Source organism: Candidatus Accumulibacter vicinus, assembly GCF_000584955.1.
Classification (GTDB): Bacteria; Pseudomonadota; Gammaproteobacteria; order Burkholderiales; family Rhodocyclaceae; genus Accumulibacter; species Accumulibacter vicinus.
In genome coordinates this window covers 1-19,148 of record NZ_JDSS02000002.1, presented here as the reverse complement: position 1 = coordinate 19,148, position 19,148 = coordinate 1, and the positions used below count along the sequence as shown (strand labels likewise).

The 19,148-nt window shown below is 60.9% G+C and carries 14 protein-coding genes and 1 pseudogene; 4 read left to right on the top strand and 11 right to left on the bottom strand.

The genetic code is table 11. The features are described 5' to 3' along the window. The coding region (locus tag CAPSK01_RS00110; protein ID WP_034920793.1) for a s-methyl-5-thioribose-1-phosphate isomerase at positions 1-750 on the bottom strand (750 nt) is incomplete at its 3' end. A gap of 455 nt (positions 751-1,205) precedes the next feature. On the opposite strand from CAPSK01_RS00110, the gene CAPSK01_RS00105 reads away from it, so the two are divergent. Then, complete coding sequence (locus CAPSK01_RS00105; RefSeq protein WP_273702778.1) at positions 1,206-2,363, top strand: glutamate-cysteine ligase family protein; 1,158 nt, start codon at positions 1,206-1,208, stop codon at positions 2,361-2,363. 7 nt (positions 2,364-2,370) lie between these two features. Beyond that, positions 2,371-3,420 carry a M14 family metallopeptidase gene (locus CAPSK01_RS00100; protein WP_034920779.1) on the top strand — a complete coding sequence of 350 codons (1,050 nt, stop codon included), beginning with the start codon at positions 2,371-2,373 and terminating at the stop codon, positions 3,418-3,420. A 31-nt stretch (positions 3,421-3,451) separates the two neighbouring features. Here CAPSK01_RS00100 and CAPSK01_RS00095 read toward each other — a convergent pair whose 3' ends face one another. The 10 genes from CAPSK01_RS00095 to CAPSK01_RS00050 form a co-directional block, all read right to left on the bottom strand. Further along, complete coding sequence (locus tag CAPSK01_RS00095; protein WP_034920777.1) at positions 3,452-6,250, bottom strand: ATP-binding protein; 2,799 nt, start codon at positions 6,248-6,250, stop codon at positions 3,452-3,454. 9 nt (positions 6,251-6,259) lie between these two features. Then, positions 6,260-7,204, bottom strand: coding sequence for a hypothetical protein (locus CAPSK01_RS00090; RefSeq protein WP_034920775.1), 945 nt, complete (start codon positions 7,202-7,204; stop codon positions 6,260-6,262). Between the two features lie 956 nt (positions 7,205-8,160). Next, positions 8,161-9,261, bottom strand: a complete 1,101-nt coding sequence (locus CAPSK01_RS00085; protein WP_034920774.1) for a caspase family protein — start codon at positions 9,259-9,261, stop codon at positions 8,161-8,163. A 26-nt stretch (positions 9,262-9,287) separates the two neighbouring features. After that, positions 9,288-11,777 carry an effector-associated domain EAD1-containing protein gene (locus CAPSK01_RS00080; RefSeq protein WP_034920772.1) on the bottom strand — a complete coding sequence of 830 codons (2,490 nt, stop codon included), beginning with the start codon at positions 11,775-11,777 and terminating at the stop codon, positions 9,288-9,290. 4 nt (positions 11,778-11,781) lie between these two features. Further along, complete coding sequence (locus CAPSK01_RS00075) at positions 11,782-12,618, bottom strand: hypothetical protein (RefSeq protein ID WP_034920770.1); 837 nt, start codon at positions 12,616-12,618, stop codon at positions 11,782-11,784. A 3-nt stretch (positions 12,619-12,621) separates the two neighbouring features. Beyond that, positions 12,622-13,572, bottom strand: coding sequence for a hypothetical protein (locus CAPSK01_RS00070; protein WP_034920768.1), 951 nt, complete (start codon positions 13,570-13,572; stop codon positions 12,622-12,624). A gap of 7 nt (positions 13,573-13,579) precedes the next feature. Next, positions 13,580-14,896: a GTPase-associated system all-helical protein GASH gene (locus CAPSK01_RS00065; protein WP_034920766.1), complete on the bottom strand. Its 1,317-nt coding sequence runs from the start codon at positions 14,894-14,896 to the stop codon at positions 13,580-13,582. Positions 14,897-15,283: 387 nt separating this feature from the next. Continuing rightward, a complete protein-coding gene (locus CAPSK01_RS00060) occupies positions 15,284-16,480 on the bottom strand; it encodes a hypothetical protein (protein ID WP_273702777.1) in 1,197 nt (398 codons plus the stop codon). A gap of 51 nt (positions 16,481-16,531) precedes the next feature. Beyond that, the gene (locus CAPSK01_RS00055) at positions 16,532-17,143 is read right to left on the bottom strand and encodes a hypothetical protein (protein WP_034920764.1); all 612 of its coding nucleotides are present in this window, start codon (positions 17,141-17,143) and stop codon (positions 16,532-16,534) included. A gap of 40 nt (positions 17,144-17,183) precedes the next feature. Beyond that, entirely contained in the window at positions 17,184-18,137 is a 954-nt protein-coding gene (locus tag CAPSK01_RS00050; protein WP_273702776.1) for a LysR substrate-binding domain-containing protein, read from the bottom strand. A gap of 89 nt (positions 18,138-18,226) precedes the next feature. Between CAPSK01_RS00050 and CAPSK01_RS00045 the strand changes: the two genes are divergently transcribed. Together CAPSK01_RS00045 and CAPSK01_RS21225 are read left to right on the top strand one after the other, a co-directional pair. Next, positions 18,227-18,928: a pirin family protein gene (locus CAPSK01_RS00045; RefSeq protein ID WP_034920786.1), complete on the top strand. Its 702-nt coding sequence runs from the start codon at positions 18,227-18,229 to the stop codon at positions 18,926-18,928. Between the two features lie 44 nt (positions 18,929-18,972). Next, positions 18,973-19,148, top strand: a pseudogene (locus CAPSK01_RS21225) (NADPH-dependent FMN reductase); the annotation flags it as partial.

The following is a 19,148-nucleotide window of genomic DNA, read 5'->3' as shown; positions in this document are numbered from 1 at the left end:
GTTGGCGACATCGCCGTTGGCGGCGATGCGGTCGGCGCCGACGATCACCGCGTCGATGCTGCCGCGTGCCAGCAGCAGGCCGGCAGCGTTGTCGGCGAACAGCGTATGGGGTACGCCGTGCTCGTGAAGTTCCCAGGCGGTCAGCAGGCCCTGGTTGCGCGGGCGCGTCTCGGAAACCCAGACATGGAGGTCGATTCCCTGGTCGAACGCGGCATAGACCGGTGCCAGCGCCGTCCCGTGGTCGACGGTCGCCAGCCAGCCGGCGTTGCAGTGGGTCATGATCTCGATGCGCCCGCGCTCGCCGACCTGTGCGCGCAGCCATTGCAGGCCGTGCTCGCCGATGCGGCGGCATTGCTGCACATCCTCCTCGGCGATCCTGCCCGCTTCGAGCCACGCCGCCTCGGCGCGCAGTGGCGGCGGCAGCGGCATCAGGCAGGCTTGCAGGCGCGCCAGCGCCCAGTGCAGATTGACCGCCGTCGGCCGCGTCGCCCCGAGCCTCCTGATCGCGGCGAGCAGGGTGGCGTCATCGGCACGAGAGGTGAGCGCCAGCGCGACCCCATAAGCGGCGGTGACCCCGATCAGCGGTGCGCCGCGTACCTGCATGCTGCAGATCGCCTCCACCACCGCCTCCAGGCTGTCCAGTCTCAACACCCGGCAGGCCTGCGGCAGTGCCGTCTGGTCGATGATGTCGATGGCACCGGCCTGGGGTACGGGGGTGATCGTTCGCGTTGGTTTGCCCTGGACTCTCATGACCGTCATTCTACCAGCCGAGCAGGGCAGGGGGCTGGACCGCTGAATTCGGCCAGCACGACCTGTTGCCTGGCGTTTTGCGAGCCGATTTCCTGATGCTCGTGAGTTCGGCAGGATGCTGACCAGGTGCGCCTGCTGCAGGGAATCATCGCCTATAATGTCCGGAGAATTTCCACGCTCACCCCCAGCCCCCCTTTTCCCGCCTGAGGAAGAGGGATGGTGGGTGAGTCGCTCAGGCCGCACTCAAGTGCACCCACAATGCTGCCGAGGGGTAAGGGCGGCGGCGGTCGCAACCGCCTTGCAGGAGAAGTCGCGACTGGCGGGGCGCCGGGTCGCGATCCCTTCCGGGTGGAAACCTCGGCCGCGCGCTGTTGGCCGAGGTTCTCAAATGGCGTGACGCGCGGCTTCTCCGCTGGCGGCGGTAATCGCGCACTGGATTGGGAGGGGCATCGCCGATGGGTCAGGAGATTGGCAACAACGGTTTCACCGCTGACGACTTTGCACGTTTCAGCCAGCGACTGGCGCTGGAAACGCGGCACGCCCAGGATGCCTACGCACGCGGCGACTTCGCCAACACCGATCTGGTGGCAGGTTTTGAACTCGAAGCCTGGCTGATCGACGAGAACCTCTTTCCGGTGCCACGCAATGTCTCATTCCTGGCACGCATGGCCAACCCGCTGGTGGTACCCGAGTTGTCGCGCTTCAACGTCGAACTCAACGGTACCCCACAGCCACTGGACGGCCCGGCACTGTCGCTGCTGGAGAACGAACTCGTTGCCACCTGGCAGGAATGCCTGCGCGTCGCAGCGCTGGAAGATGCGGCCCTGATCGCCATTGGCACGCTGCCGACCCTCCGCGAGGCCGATCTGTCGCTGGCCAGCATGTCGCCCTACCGGCGTTACGCGATGCTCAACGAGCAGATTCTGCTGCTCCGCGACGGCCGGCCGCTGACGCTCGATATTGCCGGCATCGAAAACCTGTCCACGACGCACGCCGACGTGATGCTCGAGGCGGCGACCACCTCTTTTCAGGTGCACCTGCAGACGCCGGCCAGCGAGGCGGCGCGTACCTACAACGCATCGCTGATGCTTGCTGCGCCGCTGCTGGCGCTGTCCGCCAATTCGCCGTTCCTGTTCGAGCGCGCCCTCTGGCACGAAACGCGTGTGCCGCTCTTCGAGCAGGCCGTCGATTGCTGTGACCCCGGACATCCGCAGCATAGGCGGGTGACTTTCGGTTCGGGCTACCTCGGTGCCGACCCGACGGCATGTTTCGCCGAGAATCTGGCGAATTATGCGGTGCTGCTGCCGGTCGACCTCCCGGGCCCGGTCGAAGCGTATGCTCACCTGCGGCTGCACAACGGCACCATCTGGCGCTGGAATCGCCTGCTCATCGGCTTTGACGACAAGGGGTTGCCGCACTTGCGCGTTGAACAACGGGTGATGCCCGCCGGGCCCAGCATCATCGACATGATCGCCAATGCGGCCTTTTATTACGGCGCCGTACGAATGCTTGCAAGACAGGACCTTCCGCCCGAATCACCACTTTTCCGGCTGACCGCCGATTCTCTCAACCACCAGCGCCACCTGCTGCCCGTGCATGAGTGGCCGATATGAGTACTTCATGCTGACCATCCTCGACACCCTGCCCGAACGTTTTCTTGACACTCCTGCCTGCGAACTGCATCGCATCCTGCCCGGACCGACATTGATCCATCTGTCTGGACGCCGCTCGACGCCGCTGTTCGTCTCGGTGCTGCTGCATGGCAACGAAGACAGTGGTGTCGTCGCGCTGCAGAGTGTTCTGCGCGCCTACGCCGGACGGCGGCTGCCACGAGCACTGTCGATTCTGATCGGCAACGTCACGGCAGCGCGGGTGGGAATGCGCCGGCTCGACCAGCAACCCGACTACAATCGCGTCTGGCCCGGAGCGATTGCCCACACGGATTCGCCCGAGCACGCGACGATGAGCGAGGTGCATCGCCTGATGCAGGCGCGCGGCCTGTTCGCCAGCATCGACATTCACAACAACACCGGTCTCAATCCGCATTACTGCGTGGTCAATCAGGTCGACCAGACGGTCCTGCACCTGGCCTTGCTGTTTTCCCGCACCGTCGTCTGCTTCCGCGGCCTGGCAGGGACACAGACGATGGCGTTTTCGCCCCTTTGTCCGGCCCTGACGATCGAGTGCGGCAAGCCCGGAATCGCGGCCAACGAGGCACACGCTGCCCGTTTCGTCGAAGCCTGCCTGCATCTTGCTCAGTTCCCGTCACACGACGTGCACGAGCACGACATCGATCTCTACCATACGGTCGCGACAGTGCGGGTGCCGAGCACGGCATCGTTCGGCTTTGGCAAGGCGCAAGCCGACATTGATTTCGATCCCCAGCTCGACCACATGAACTTCCGGCAACTCGATCCCGGCACGGTCTTCGGGCGAACGCGCCTGCCCCTGCCAGTCGAGGTTCGCGACGAGGGCGGCCGCGACGTGACGGCGGAATTCTTTGATTGCCGCAGGGGGACGATCCGCTTGCGGCGCGCGGCCATGCCGGCGATGCTGACCCTCGATGAGCGGGTCGTTCGCCAGGACTGTCTGTGCTACCTGATGGAACGAATGCCTTTTCCCCGCCGCGAACGCGCTGCCCGGGCGTTGTGCGCCGACCAGCTTCTATAGATTCGGCCCGAATTTCCTGTCATGACCGTGGTCACGGATTTCCCGCACCGGTCTCCCGCAGCAGTCGTTCGATCCTGGCCATCTCCCGATGCTGGAGTCCCCTGGCCCGAAATGCCTTGAAGTCCGCCAGGACGGCTTCGGCGAAGGTCTTGCCTTCGGGCAGCGTCCTGTCCTTGTTTTCCGTATAGAGGGCCAGCGCCTGCGCTGTGTGGTTGTCGAACAGATAGCCATGCGCAAGATTGATCCGTATCCAGAGCTGCTGCGGGTCGGCCTCCAGGCCGCGACTGGCACTGGCAATGGCTTCCCGTGGCTGCCGGGCAATCAGTTCGGTCCAGGCGAGATTTCCTTCCGCTCTGGCCCAGCCTGCCCGGTAAGCCACCTGCTGGGGAAATTCGCGGCTCAGGCGGGCAAAGATCTCGGCGGCTTTCAGGATCAGCACCCGCGCTTCGGCCGGGTCACCGCCGCGGCCGCCGAGCAGGATGCCGAGATTGTTGTAGCTCTCCGCTAGGTAGCTCCGATATTCCGGCACTTCGGGATGGTCTCGCGTCAGCCCTTCCTGCAGGTCCAGGGCTTTCTGGTAGGCCGCGCGCGCCGCCTTCGTATCGCTGCCTTCGTTGAGCAGGAGGCCCAGGTTGTTGTAGCTCATCGCCAGCTTGTGCCGGTATTCGACCACCTCGGGATGGTCTCGCGCCAGTCGTTCCCGCAGATCCAGGGCTTTCTGGTAGGCCCCCCGCGCCGCCGCCGCATCGCCGCCGTCGCTGAGCAGGACACCGAGACTGCTGTAGCTCATCGCCAGGTTGTTCTGATACTCCGGCACGCCGGGATGGTTCTGCACCAGCCGTTCCTGCAGGTCCAGGGCATTCTGGTAGGCCGCGCGCGCGCCTGCCGCATCGCCACCGTCGCTGAGCAGAATGCCCAGGTTGTGCTCGCTCAACGCCCGTCTGCTCTGGTACGCCGGCACCTCGGGATGGTCTCGTGCCAGCCGTTCCAGCAGGTCCAGGGCATGCTGGTAGGCTGTCCGTGCCGCCGCGGCATCACCGCCGTCGCCGAGCAGGAGACCGAGGTTGTTGTAGCTCCTCGCCAGATAGCTCTGATGCTCCGGTACCTCGGGATGGTCGCGGGCCAGCACCGCAAAGTCGGCGATGGCCTGGCGATAAGCGGCTTCGGCCTGGCGATGGTCGCCCAACAGGTTCCGGATTTTTGCCGTCCGGAAAGTGGCCGCCGCCAGTTCCGCCCGCATCTGCGGATCTTCCGCTCGCTGGTTGGCGAGGTCCTGGTAGAAATTCAGCGCCTTTTCCAGGAGCTGCCGGCGCAGGGGCTCCGATCCACGCTGGTTGAGCAGGGTCGATTCGCTGACCTGGGTGAAGAAGTGGTCCACGGCTTCGCTGGCCCGTCTGAAGTTGGCCTCGGCCTGGGTCTTCTGGCGTTTCGCTTCCTGCCACTGGACGAAACTGAACACGCCGAAGGCCATGACGACGGTGAACACGGTGGCGGCCGCCAGGAAACGCAGGCGTTTGTGTTGCCGTGCCCGGCGCTTGCTGAGTTCCACCAGTTCGGCCAGTTCGCCACGCAGGGCCAGGCGGTTTTCAAACGGGGGGAGGGTGGCCAGCAGATCGGTTTCCAGCAGCCGCCCATGTCGCTGGTATTCGAGCAGCCGGTTTTCCAGGGTCTGGCGCAGGTCCACCAGTTCCTGTTCCAGACCGCTCATCCACTGGCGGATCTGCCGGGCGAGGGCGTCGTGACGCAGTTCGTACCAGTGCTGGTCCGGGTCTTCGCGGACCAGACGGTCGCCGATCAGGCGTTGCAAGGACTCGTCGACCTGGGCATCGCTCAGTTCCGGGCCGAACTGCCGGGCCCGGATGGCGATATTCTGGCGGTTCCCGAACTGGCGGGTTCCCTCGGCGGTCACCAGGACTTTGAGAATCTGGCGGGCAAGCTCGCTGCCTTCCCCATAACTCTGGACACGCTCTTCGAGAAAGCGGCCCAGGATGGTCTGAATCTGGCCCAATTCCCGGTAAGCGTCGAGCGTCAGGCGGGGATGTTCCGGGGTTTCGAGCAGCGCCTTGCGATAGAGCGAATCGAAAACCACCTGGAAAATCGGCAATTCCACCTCGCTGCCGCCGCCGCTCAGGTCGCTGAGGATGTGCGGCACCAGGCCCTTTTCAAGGGCCACGCCGCAGACCTCACAAGGCCCGACGATCGCGGCTTCGGCGTCGCTTCTGGCCAGGTGGCGAATCCATAAGCGATTGTGGAACAGGCCTGGCCAGTAAGGTTCCAGTTCGCTCGCCCGCGCCAGATATTCTTCGCGCAGGCCGATCACCAGGCGGCAGTTCCCTTCCTGTTCCAGCCAGCCCTGCACCATACGGGCGAAGGCCTGGCGCACACTGGCGGGCTGGAACAGGAAGAATTCCTCGAACTGATCGAATACCAGGACCAGGATCTTGTTCTTTTGCTCGATGACCGCGCGCAGCAGGGCGTCGAGTTCCTGTTCCGGTGCGTTCCCCAACACCCGCTGCAAGGCCCGCCGCACGGCCTCGAACGGATCCTGTGCGGTGCGCACCGTGACGAACAGCGCCTCTTCGGCGGGGATTTCACTGCGCAGGCCGCATTCGATCAGCGAGGTCTTGCCGGTCCCCGACTCTCCATACACCAGCAGTACCCGGCTGCGATAGAAGCGGGCATACAAATCGCGGATTTCGTTGTCGCGCCCGAAAAAGAGGCTGCGGTCCCCGACGCCGTAGGCATCGAGAAACTTGAAGGGGGAACGGTGCTGGTCCGTTGCCGAACCCACTCCGGCAAACAGGGTATCCAGGCTCTCATGGTCATCCATGGCGACTCCTCAGTCCAGCATCGGTGGGATGGCTGCGGTGTCGCCAAACATCTGCAACAGGACGGTCAGTTCTTCCGCCAGATTGGCGGCCCTTTCGGACTCGCTGCCCCGAAAATTTCCGCCATGCTTGCAGGCCGTGTAATCGGCCTGCTCGGGGTTCTTCATCCCGTTGTAGAAGAAAATGTCGGGCGCCTTGCCGGCCTTCGCTTCATACACCAGCAGCGGGTCCAGGTTGAGATGGCGGCCGCTTTCCGGATGACTGAGGATCACCGCATGAGAATCGAGGGGGAGGGCCTGGTTGTGGCGGTCGCCTTCGAAATCGCCCGAATTGCCAATCAGCCTCATCAGGCGGTGGCGGAAGACAGGCTCGTGGCGGCGGCGTTTCTCGACGTCGATTTCGCTGATGAAGGTCAATTCATAATCCAGCAGAAACTCCAGCGCTTCCAGCACGCTTTCCAGGAGTTCCTGGGCGCGGCCGCACAGGTCCTGAAATTCATGGGCGTGCATGACCTTGATCTTGTCGTGGCTGAGTCCGTTGCGCAAGGTGAGCAGTTCGCCGAGCGCCTTCAGCGCTCGGCTGTCGGTCGATGGGGGATCGAAAAAGAAGCGTCCCATTTCAGGGATCAGAACCGTTGCCTGTGGTTCCGTCAGCAGCCAGCGCAGACTTTCCCGAGCCAGGTGCAGCCAGGTTCCCCAGGCGATGCGCTCGAAGCGCGGCTTGAAATCCGCGCGCAGCGCGTGCGGCGGAACGCGCCTGGCCGTTTCGGCAAAGTCCCGCGCCTGGCACAGGTTCACGACTCCAAGGAAACGCGTGATGGCTTCGCCGGTGCTCAACAGATAGCGCAGCCGGTTCGGCCCGGGGTCCAGACATTCGTCGGTACGCAATTTGACGAACATGGCCGCCACGGGATACGGGAATCCGTTGATGACTTCGCGAGCATAGCGGTCTTTCATCGAAGCACCCTAGCAACAAGACGATGGTCGAGAGAATATAGGTGAGGCGCTGGGTTTCCAGCGTGCTGGCGGTATGGAGGGCATCTTCCAGTTGCGAAACGCGGGGTGCGGGTTCTTGATGGTATCACCAACGCACCAGCGGGTTTTGAGTGCGGCGCGGAAGGCATGCACGTTGGCCCATCGCAAACCAACGTGATGGTCCTGGGTCTTGTGCAATCCACGGTTGGCTGGATCAGAGTGCGGATAGCCCGTTCCGTGCAATCCGTGGTTGGAAAATGTCATGGTAAATACGGCGCGCCAGCCAGGTCGACGGTGGGCCAAAATGGCTGGATGGCAACTTTCGGCCAGGAGCCGACGGCGGAGATTCTTCTCCAAAGCCGACGCTGACCCTGAGCAATCAACCATAACCGGTCAGTCGGCAGGGGGGATGTCAATTTCCGCTCATGACCGAGCGGTATGCTCCGGAAAGCAGTCAGCAGGTGTAGGATGGTGTCGGTCGGGGTAGTGGTCCAGACGTGGATATCAGCCTCATATAGTATTTTATAATCAATATATTAGAGATTAGCATATCCACTTGAGGAACACCACCTCGGTCGGGAACCGGCCAGGAAACGACCTTCATGCCAACCGTGTCGACGGTCGGCTTCTCGGCCAAAGGCGACACTCGCGTTTCAACAGATCAAGTCTGGTGTGCATACGAAACCGGACATTGGCTCCTTGCGAAACGCGAACGACCGCTTTGGCCCAGTCGAATGGCAGGAATAGGCTGATCTGAGACGTTCGACGTTTCTCTACGAATGTCAGCGGCTGCCGAAAGCCGACGACGAACCTGGGGAGCATAAAATGTCGGCTGTTTTCTGTGAGCCTGACAAGGACTAGAGCAGTACTTTTCATCTTGAGCTTTGGCTGCCGCCAGATCCTTTCGCGTCAGGGAGAGTATGCTAAAACGGTCGCGCTCAAGGCGCCCGCAGCATCGCCAACTGCGGATGGTTCGAAAAGTCTTCCTTCGCTGTCCTAAGCAAGCTGCCGAAGTTGATACTCCTGCCTCCGCCGCCCTGTTTCAGCGTGCGAAGTGCTGCATGCCAAGCAGCCTGACCAGTGGGATGAAACTGGAGACGGGACAGATCACCACCGGCGCGGCTCCATACTTCTTGGTCCCGAGGTCCGAATGGGTAGAGCTCGATCAAGACCTGCTCTAACACCGACCAGGGGTCCTCCTCTTGCGCTGCGGGCATGGTCTCGGGATTGTACGGCGACTTCCTCCCGCCTTGGCTCAGCGCGACAGCGAAGTTCACTTCAAGGTTGTCTGCCTTAAAAATTGGGTGCTGGCCGTTTGGGATCAGCTTAGGTACTTCTTCTGAGATGTAGTTGAAAAGGTCAAATATTTTGATGAAGCCGCTGGCGCTCCTGTCGGCAGCTCCGCGCAAACCTGCCAGCAGTGCAGTCGTGAAAACGCTGTTCCTCGCGCCGACAAACACGGCCGACACTTCGTCAGCACGACACGATGCCATCAGAGCGCGTCCGCTCCCGACTGCCAACTTCGCGAAAGTGTTTTGGGTATAGCCAGACTTGAGCTCGTGACCTTTGCCATCGGTCAAACTCTTCGAGATTGCAGCACCCCCAGCATGACAGGCGTCGACAAAGACCAGCAGTCGCTTCGTCTTGATCTGCGCAAATGCCGCCGCTAACTCATCCGAGCTAATCGACGTGTTCTCAATGTCAGCGAGGTCGCTATCCACGGTCACCAGCACGCTGTCCTCATTACCTGGGCTGCCGACGACACCACCGTGGCCGGAGAAGAACACGCAGGCCGTGTCATCAGGGCCCGTCCGAGCAGCCAGTTCTTCTAGACCCTTCAACACAGCTGCCCGAGTAGCGTTTGCGTCCAAGAGAGTGACGACGTTGGCGGGGGCATAGGCACAGTACGTCGGAGATGCGAGCGTCGCGGCGACGTCGTTGACGTCGTTCAGGATCGCCGTAGGTAGGCTAGAGATTTGCTGATAGTTCGCCACGCCGATAAGAAGGGCGTGGCCTTGCGGGTATCCAGTTGGGTTCATGTTTCAACGGTGGGTATGTAGAAATGCTAACGCCGGCCGACGATGTCCGTATCGCTGGTATACAGGCGCAGCTTCTCGTTCCCAGGGAAGTCCTGGCACATCACTGCAAGGAGCTCACGCGTAGTCGGACGGGCGCCGTAACGGATTGAATGTAATGCAGTGTGCCAACGTGTCGCCCCGTTTTGAGAGCGTCCCGGTAGGTCGGAATTATTGCCTCCGGCGCGTGACCAGAGCTCGAGGCTGTCCGGGCCACTTGGATAGAGTTGACAAGCCTCTTTCTCGAATGCGTCCCACTTGTCGGCTACGGTTGGTTTCGAGATTCCAAGCATCCAACGCGTATGAAAGTTGAGCAAGTCTGCGCACAGCCGTAGCCCCGGCATGAGATCTGCACGATGGTCGGCAAGCCGGTCCGAAAGATATTTGGCCGCGCGGTCCCAACGTCGGGATGCCACAAGCGTACCCAGCCGCTCGGAATCCGTATGAGAAAGATTGCGAACGCTCCTCAAAAGGTTGTTCAGCCATGTGATGAACACCTCTTCGATGAACGACGGCAGAGCACTGACGATTGCTAGACGGGCATCAACCGTCACCGATGACCTTTCGAGCACAGACTGCAAGTTCGAACTCGCGATGATTGCGCGTTCAAGTGGGACTTCAGGAGGAGTCACCACCGTGCCTTTCGCAGCAAGTTCCAGCCAGCCGGTTGCGGTCGCCTGCAGGTAATGGTCACGCTGCGAAGCGGGCAGAAGCGACCACAACCCCGCCCGCTCCGAGGTGGCGCTGAGGTCAGCCAAGGGTGTCTGTGCCAGCGCCTCAAGTAAGCCAGCGTCGACGGGCAGTCTTCCGGCGAGTTGAGCCACAACGGTATCGCGCACAGCGATGGCATTGCTGGGTGCGTTCCACAGGGAAGAATCCTTGCCAATCGCGGCGCCCCACACCTTTTGCTCGGTGATGTCGTCGCAGCGGATGTTAGACAGGATCTCAGGGTGGGCAGCGGCTAGGTCTGCGCACAATCCGACCAAGCGCAAGTCCTTGTGCGCTAGTGCGCATTCCAACGTTTGTGCAGGGCTAGCATACCGAAGGGCTGACCGCAAACCGGCGCTGTGCTCTGGGTCTTTGTCAACCTTGAGCTGCTGACCTATGGCATCAAGGGGGGGCAGCGTTGACGCCAGTACGGCGCCGTACGCGATCAGCCAGCGCTTCTTCAGCAGCGGCGAGAGCAGGGTGGCCGGAGTGGTAACGTGAAGCTTTCTGGGCACTTCCCCTGCCAACCGCTGCTCAACTGCCGGTTCAGCCGGTAGGGTGCCTACGGCCGCGGTGAACGCGACATGGCTACGCTCGGCCCATCTCCAGATTGCTTGGGAAACGTCAGGTCTGTCTCGACGAGCGGCAGACAATAAGCCGGCCGTCACCGCAGCGCGCCACGGCGGCAATGCGAGATCTTCATTAACCGACGCCGCGACCATCTCCATTAAGTCGCTGTCGTCCGCTGGCGAAAATCCGAGGTCGCTGACGAGAAGTTCAACGGCCAACCACAGCGACCGCGTGTTGGCAAAACCGGAGAGCGCCAGATTCCTCATTGGCAGCAACTGCTTGCATCCCGCGCCTGGAATCAAGGCCGTGAACCGACCGATGAGCTTATCCTTGGCGTTTGCAGCGTGCGTCGGCTGATTTGAGAGGCTGTCCGCCAAGCGTATGGCAGCCAGCAAATCATCGAAGCTTTCCCCGCCAGAGAGGAGGGTGTGCAGCCGTTCAAGCCTGATCAGTTCCTTCAGCGTACGAACTTCAAGGCCTAGGTCATCAGCGAGAGCCAGGATTGGCTGCACGTCACGCTGGCCGCAGAGAATTCCTGCGGATTCAGATTCCGGGGTTTGATCGTCTGGCTTGACTATGCGGTGCTTCGTCCAGCGAGCTTGGAGCTGCTCGGGCGTGCATACGAGCACCGGCGTGGGTTGGTCTACCACGTCGTTCGGCCCGAAGCTCAGCCGGAACGCGAAGGTTCGTCTTAAGGCCGGCCAGAGGTTCCTCCATAGTGAATCGACGAGGTGCTCGAATCTCTCGACACCCAGTCGGACAACTGGAACGAGTCCTTGGGTTGTTAATGCGTTGGCCGTACCGATCAGGTCAGCGGCCGGCGCGTGGCTGCTGCCGGCAGTGTCAAGCTCAAGCGTTGCCACTGAACCGGGGCAGTCTGTGACCGAGGGTGCCAGCCACCCAAACAGCGCGGCTAGGCTCCCAACCTCGCACATATCGTCCAAGCTGACGATTAGCGCGTGAGTCAGCACCATGCCGCCACGCGACGCGCTCGAATCCAGGAACGTGCGAGCGAGAACGTAGTGGCCGTCGATAGGAAAGCCGCGAACGAACGGCGACCAAGCTTGGACGCCTGGGGGCACTGAATCTGGCAAGTCGAGCTTTGATGCGATGGCAGCGGCTATGAGCGCATTCGGACTCGATGTTCTGAGTCCGTGACCGCGGCCTGGGATCTCGCCATAGATGGCCTGCTCGACTCGCATTCGCTCAGGTCCCGTCGGCCATCAAGAGTTGGATCGGCAGGGTAATGTCGTTGTCCTTCACACCGGAGGGTAGCACCACGTAGCCGAACTCTTCGGGGCCGCGGGTTGCGTATTCCTGATCCGCATTCGTCTTGCTGAGCGCGCGTTCGAGGGCCGACAGGCCAATGACAGTAGGCGACGTCCAATTACTGCGCACGAACGACCACAACATCGGCAGTCGAGACGCCAAGAGGCCAGCCGGCGGCGCCGTCGTTTCAAGCTCATCCCAGCAGCTCAGTAAGATGGTCAAGCGAGGCTTGCGAAGCGGTCGGTCCAAGTGGAACTGCGCCAAGTAGAGCAGCATTTGAAGGAGTTCCACTGTCCTTGCTTGATCTGACGGCTCGTATGCCGCCTCCTCTCCCTGGGGCTCAGCGGCAGCGAATGACTGCAGCGGGCGCGAGAACAAGTCATCTTCGGACCGAAGTGAATGCAGTCTGATGAGCAAGACCCAATCCGTGGCTTCAAGGACGCGATCGCGCCAGGCGGCCGGGATCCGGCGTTGCGTGACAAGGTTACGAACCTGTTCGCCGCCGTAGTCCGGCCAAACCAGTTCGGCGTAGCGGCCTGCCTCGTCCGTAATGGGCCAGACGCTCTCGACGTAGGTGTTGGCCGGTGTGTGGTCGGTCGATTTTCCCTCAGTCAGGCAACTGAGCGCTGTATTGAACGCCTCCAGGTTCGTTGGAGCGCTGGACATCTTGAGTGCGCACGCCTTGACCATGAGCCGCTTCAAAAACTGGGCCCCATAGTGAGTCTTTCCGACGTTCGACTCGCCGACCAACAAGATGGTGTGTTGAGCAGCCATCAACTATTTCCTACCAAATCGAAAAAGCGGGTCGTGACCACACGCTTTTGTCGTGGGCAAATCCACCCCCGCGCGCTTGGTGCCAAGAACCCAGCCAAATAGCTCGCGGAAGCCTTCTGCAGCGTCGACCTCGCCACGAGGAGATACGCTGACTGTGAACTCCTGGACGCTAGATGAGTCCGACGCCACCGCTTTTCTGATCTGGGCCTCCATGGCTGGCGCCACGTCTACGTCCCCCTTCGTCCAGACGAGTGCCAGGCGCCGTCCGCGGGCCTGGGTCACTGCACGCTGAGCAAGCAGCTGAAAGTCGTTTCGAGCGGCCCCCATCTTGGGCCCACCAAGTGCCTGACGGTCAGCAATCAGTAGCGTGACGTCTGCGTGCCGAGCAATCCAACGGGCCCCTTCCGCGTCGGCTGCCTGCTCGTTGATCGCCCATTTCTGAAACCACTCTCCGGGTGCATCGGCAAAAAGAAGGTCGCGCAGCGACCCGTCCTCACGGCGAAAGCCAAGGTGAAGCATGCCGGGGGCTCGAGCCGCTCCGCTGGGCGTGTGGGGCGGAAAGCTTGGGGGCTGCCCCGGCTTCCAGCGCAGATAGGTCGCCACCGCCTCCCAACCTGCCAGCGTGTAAGAGTTGCTGAATAAATTGGCGTCAGTAGTCAGAGCACCTCGACCCAGCAGCAGATAGAACGCACCGAGAATGGTCGTCTTACCTGCGCTTTCCGGGCCGACGATCCCGACAGTGATGGGCTTGACCTTACCGCTGACGAAGTTGAGGTCAGACTCTCCCATCGCCAAGCCGCTCCATGGCAGCAGCATCTGGTCGGAGTCAGCCGAAGCGGCTACTTCGCCTTTACTAACACGCTTCCACTCGGGGCACATATCGAGCCGGATGTGACCCAGCGTGCAGGTGGTGTTGTCGTCAGCGAAACAGTTGGGGTGGGGGCACCGGTTCATGGGCGTCTTACTTCTTAGCCCGCTTGGTTGGGCTGTCGCTGGTGGCGCGTGCGGTCTGGAGCTCACGGAATAGGTATGTTCCCCACTCGGATGGGGTCATCTTGGTGGAAGCGTCCAAGCCACCGAGGGTACGCAGAGTTGTCGCTTCGATTGCACCTGAATCCCGCGGGTGCCCAATCAACGACAGCAGCGGGCCTCGGCCAACTGGTTCAGGCGCGTACTGAGCAGCCAGCGCGCGGAAAGGCTGCATGAATGCGGTAGTCCTGGCGTCGTTCAAAAGGTTAGCGACGTCGCGCCTGTCATTGCCTTGATCACCTTTTTCAACCGGAAGACAGCGAATGGCCTCCCGCAGGAAGGCCGACACGCTCGCTGGTGAATAGGTTGGTACCTGTTCGTGTAGGTCGAGCGCCATCAAAGCGGAGGCCTCGAACGGCGGCAGGTCAAGGTAGCTCGCATGAGCGCTCGGGGAATACAGCGCTTCCTTCCACCAAAGCAGGTTCGTGCGGCGTTGCAGACCTGCCGTCGCGCCGCTGAAGCTCGCTAACGCCTTGTCAACGTGAGCGGTGACCGCCTGCGCCAGCGTAGACAGCGGGCCCGAGAGATCGACGGGAGCTGGCGCAAGCTTCTCGGCCATCCCGTCCAACTCCTCTGCGATGGCGATGCTCATCCTGTTTGCAAAGTCTTGCGCCCACTGCTGGGAATTGGCATTGGGCTGATGGGGATTCGGGTTGTTAGGCCCCCAAGGCCCCGCGGCGGAATGAATTTTCGCCTTAAGCTCACTCTGATTGACAGTAGGTGCCTCATAGTCCGTAGACACTGGGGTTGGCGGCGTGTACTGCAACGGATCGACCGTAATCATGTCCGGCGTTGCCCACTCTGCCTCGGCGCGCGCATCGACCTTCGTCTCAATTTCGCTAACTGCTTCGCGCCAAATATCAGCTTCGTCAGACGTTTCGGTGTGGGCCAATGCATTGCGCGCCGTGTTGACGAAGGCGACAGCAATCGCATCGTCCGAACGAGCCGCCTGCACTATCGCGTCCAGCAGGATGGCCCGCAAAATGCCAACGGGACGCCCGGCAAAGGCGTTTGCAACAGTCTCCCATTGTTTGCGGAGAGAGGCCATCGCCTCCTCTACGGTTGGGTCTGTGGCTGCAACATTGGGGTCAGCCGCCACCATCGTGAAACAGGCAGTCCTCGAGGGCGCCTTTCGAAGAGTGGCCGACAGGTCTTTGGCCGTGGACCGAAGCTTTTCGAGCTTGGTGTCATCACCTTTGAGGTCGATAGCTCCAATCTCAAGAAATTTCAACAGAAATTCTTCCTCCATTCCCTAGGCTCCCGACCTTTGTTGTGATGCCGCGAAATGATACTTGATTTGTAACTACTCAGGTACTACATCTCGTTAAAAATCAACACGTTGCGAATATTTAAATAGCATAATGACGAATGGGATTGCTTTAGAATCAAATGGTTGCAAGTTTATGCCATTGTTCGCCTGTTTCTAACCAATTGTTTTTGCATAACATTTTGACCTGAGTAGTTACCTTGATTTTGTCATACACGTCCTCCCCATGCACTGTTCGCCCTCTCACTATGAGGCATCTGTAATTGTATTCAGATGACGCCTGCGCCAATTTCCAGCGCGCACTCACAGTCGTGGAGAGGGAGGAGAGCGGCATTGAGTCGCCCGCAAAGAACCCCGCTCTTCGCAGCTTTACATCTGTCGCTTCACCCGCATGGCCAGCGCGCTGACGCCCATAAAGGCAACACCCATCAGGACCAGCGAGATCGGCCAGCCCAGTGAATCGACGAAATGCTGGGTGGTGAAATAGCCGATGTAGCTCAGCATGGCGATCACCGTCGTTAGCAGCAGGGCGCGGCTTTGCAGCAGGACGCAGGCGTAAAGCATCGAGGCCGTGACGGCAAAGAAAGCCGGTTCGACAACGGTCTTGTACACCAGATCGAAAAGGCCGGTGTAGGCCATGGCCGAACCGATCAGCGTGCCCAGCCCGGCCAGACGGTTCTGTCGTCCGCCTTTTTCCAGACCGTAGGCGGCTGACATGATCGACATGCCGGTGAGAAACACGGCCCAGTTGGGGGTCGATGCGATGGCCACCCGATCGAAGATGCCGGCGTTGAGCCAGCACAGGGCGATCAGGAAGGCGAACTCGGACAGGCTGCGATGGGGGGATTTCTCCAGTTCGGTCGCCACCAGAAACAGCGAGCCGCCAAGAATGATGGCGCTCAAACCCGGTGAGACATCGAGCATGTCGAGACCGACTTGCAGGAAGGCGTATACGAACAGCAGGGCGGTAAAGGCCAGTACGGTCTGTGCATATTGGCGGAACAGCACACCCTGATGCAGCGCCATCAGTCCGAAAACGCTGAGCGCCGCCAGGCGCCAGTTGTCGCCGCGTGGAAAGACCTCATGGATGAAGACGAACCAACCGCTGGTCAGCATGATCACGGAGGCCAAGGCGAGCGGCAGGATCAGTTTCGGAAACTTTTTCTCGTGCAGCGCCGAGATCAGCACGATCAGCAGCGTGTAGCCAACGCCCAGCGTGACCAGGACGCGCATCACACTGCCCATCCGATTCCAGAACATGCCGATGTAGGTGCTGATGCCGGCAAGAATGAAGATCGCACCGAGATAGGTGAACAGCGTCTTGGCGATTTCGCCGCCACTACGCCGGGCGGGCGCCGCCTGCATCAGTGACGGGTCGCGATAGGCCACGGCCACTTCATCCGGCGTGATGTCATAGGTTCGCATCAGTTCGGTGATTTTGCCGAGTGCACCGGGTTTGTCGGTGACGTGCCTGACGCCGAACAGGGCGGCGACCAGCGGCCAGCCCCACCAACCACCGCCGATGACGAACAGCAGCACCAGCAGCAGTATCAGCCAGCTCATCATCAAACTATGCTCCTGTCGTCGAGCGACATGGTGGCGTCTCAGTCCGAGCGCTCATGGCGAAACCACCCAGCCGATGAAGCGAACCGTGTTGCCGTAGTAGGCGCCGTCGGTATTGGGCAGGCGGATGCTGCGCCCGCTTTTTACCAGCTCGGCCTGCGAACGGTAGCGGGAGGAATAGAACAGGTCGGTAAAGATGCGCCCCGAATGGCCGTCGGGGCCGGCGCTAAATGCGTAGCCATCGGGTGCCAGACTCGACGAATCAACTTTCACTCCTGCGAGATCAGGCACCTCGATCGGCGTCACCGTGGGAATCTTCGGCGCTTCGACGGTGCTCCCGGTATTCGGCGCGAGACCCGGCGGGAGGAGCAGGGCGATTTCCTTCACCGCGCCGGTTCTAGGATTGAAGCGCCAGAGTCGCGGATTCTGGTAGGGCTGATTGCTGCCAATGTAATTGACCTGGACCCGGTCGTCGACGACGGCAATCTGAAGCGTGTTCTGGGTGTTGTTGTAATAGCTGTAATTGGTGGCGTACAGCACGTCATGCTGCGCCGGTGCGACCAGCAGGGTCGGAATGCCGGAAATCACCAGGAACAGCACGACCAGCAAAAGCGGCAAACCGAGACCGAAAGCGATGGTCGGGTTGTCGCGGAAAACATTCTTCATGTCGGGAATTCCTGTGGACTACTACTGAACTGAATGAAGCTCAAGAGCGCCTCTCTGCCAATAGCGTAGCCCGCGTCACCGGGCTTTGCAATTGCTCAAGCCACCATCGCAGTGCCCGCCCTTGGCCACCCCTTCCGCTCTTGCGCCACGCGTAACAAAACTGCAGCTGGTGTTCCCCCTGTTCGATTTGTTTGACCACCAAGCGTCCGGTATCAATGTAGGGCTGTGCCAGGCATGTCGGCAGGAAGCCAACCCCCAGCCCTCTAAGCTGCGCGTCAAGCTTCGCTGGCACGTCCGGAACGGTCATCACCTCTTGCCCGGGCAATAGTCTGATCGTCAGGCCGCCGCCGCGTTGTGTCGAGTCGGCAAGCGCCACCGCGCGATACGGGCGGATAGTCTCATCGGTCAAGGGTTCAGGCGCCTGTGCGAGCGGGTGGTGAGGCGATACGGCGAAGACAAAACGAACCGAACCGAGCGACTCCCGCTGTAGGTCAGCCCGGCTACCGGCCTGTACGGCCACGCCCAGCGCCAGATCGGCCTGGCCCGATGCAAGCGCTTCGAGCGTGCCAGACAGCGTCTCGCTGCGCAGCTTGAGACTGGTCGGCGGTTTCAACGCAAAAAATGACTGGCAAAGCTCCATCACCGTCGCACGAACGATGATGCTATCCACCGCAATCGTGAACTGTGGCTCCCAACCGGTCGCCACCCGCTTGATGCGGTTGGCCACGGCATCGATATCGGCCAACAGTCGCGCACCCTCGCGCAGTAGTTCCTGCCCAGCTTCAGTCAAGCGGGCCTGCCGCGAGCTGCGATCAAACAGCAGGACATCCAGCGCGTCTTCGATCTGCCGCACGCGATACGTCAGTGCGCTCGGCACCATATGACTTGCACGGGCAGCCGCAGCAAAGCTGCCGGCCTTTGCAATGGTCTCAAGCATGGCCAGGGCATCGGGTGTTAACACATCGCGGGCAGTCGGCATCAGGGCGTAATTCATTCAATTATTTTGAATGATGCCATCAAATTGGCAGCACCTGCAAGCATCCTGAAAAACGCACAATGCACCTCATCAACAAGGAGGGTCACATGCTCACAGTTCGTAAGTCTCAGGATCGCGGTTACGCAAACCATGGCTGGCTCGAGAGCTACCATTCGTTTTCATTTGCCGGTTATCACGACCCGGCGCACATGGGCTGGGGCAACTTGCGGGTCATCAACGAGGACCGGGTGGCCCCCGGCACCGGCTTTGGCAAGCACAGCCACCGCGACATGGAAATCATCAGTTACGTTCTGTCGGGAAATCTCGCGCATCAGGACAGCATGGGCAATATCAAGGGTATTCCACCCGGCGACGTGCAGCGCATGAGTGCCGGCACCGGCGTGACGCACAGCGAGTTCAACCACGCCGAGGGCGAGACCACGCATTTATTGCAGATCTGGATTATGCCCAACGTGACCGGCATTGCGCCGAGTTACGAGCAACGGCATGTTCCGGCAGAACAAAAGCGAGGTGAGTTGTGCCTGGTGGCGTCGCCCGATGGAGCAGGAGATTCAGTCACGATTAATGCCGATGCGTATTTGTTCGCCGGCCTGTTCAACGGCACGGAATCCGCCACCCTGAACATCAACTCCGAGCGCAAGGCCTATGTCCACGTGGTGCGTGGTGCAGTCGAGGTCAACGGCCAGCACTTGTCGGGTGGCGACGCCGCCCTGATCAGCGCGGAAAGTCGCATTGAAATCACGAACGGTAAAGACGCAGAAGTCTTGGTCTTTGACCTCAAAGCGTGAACATTCCCAATCAATACCTACCAAATCACTACAGGAGATCAAAGATGACACGGATCACGGTCGTATATCACTCGGGTTATGGACACACCCAACGAATGGCGGAAGCGGTCGCCTCTGGCGCTGGCGCATCACTGCTAGCAATCGATGCAGAAGGCAATTTGCCTGAAGGCGGCTGCACGGTAAATTTGTTCTCCGCCGCACTTCACGCTTTGGCGTTGCC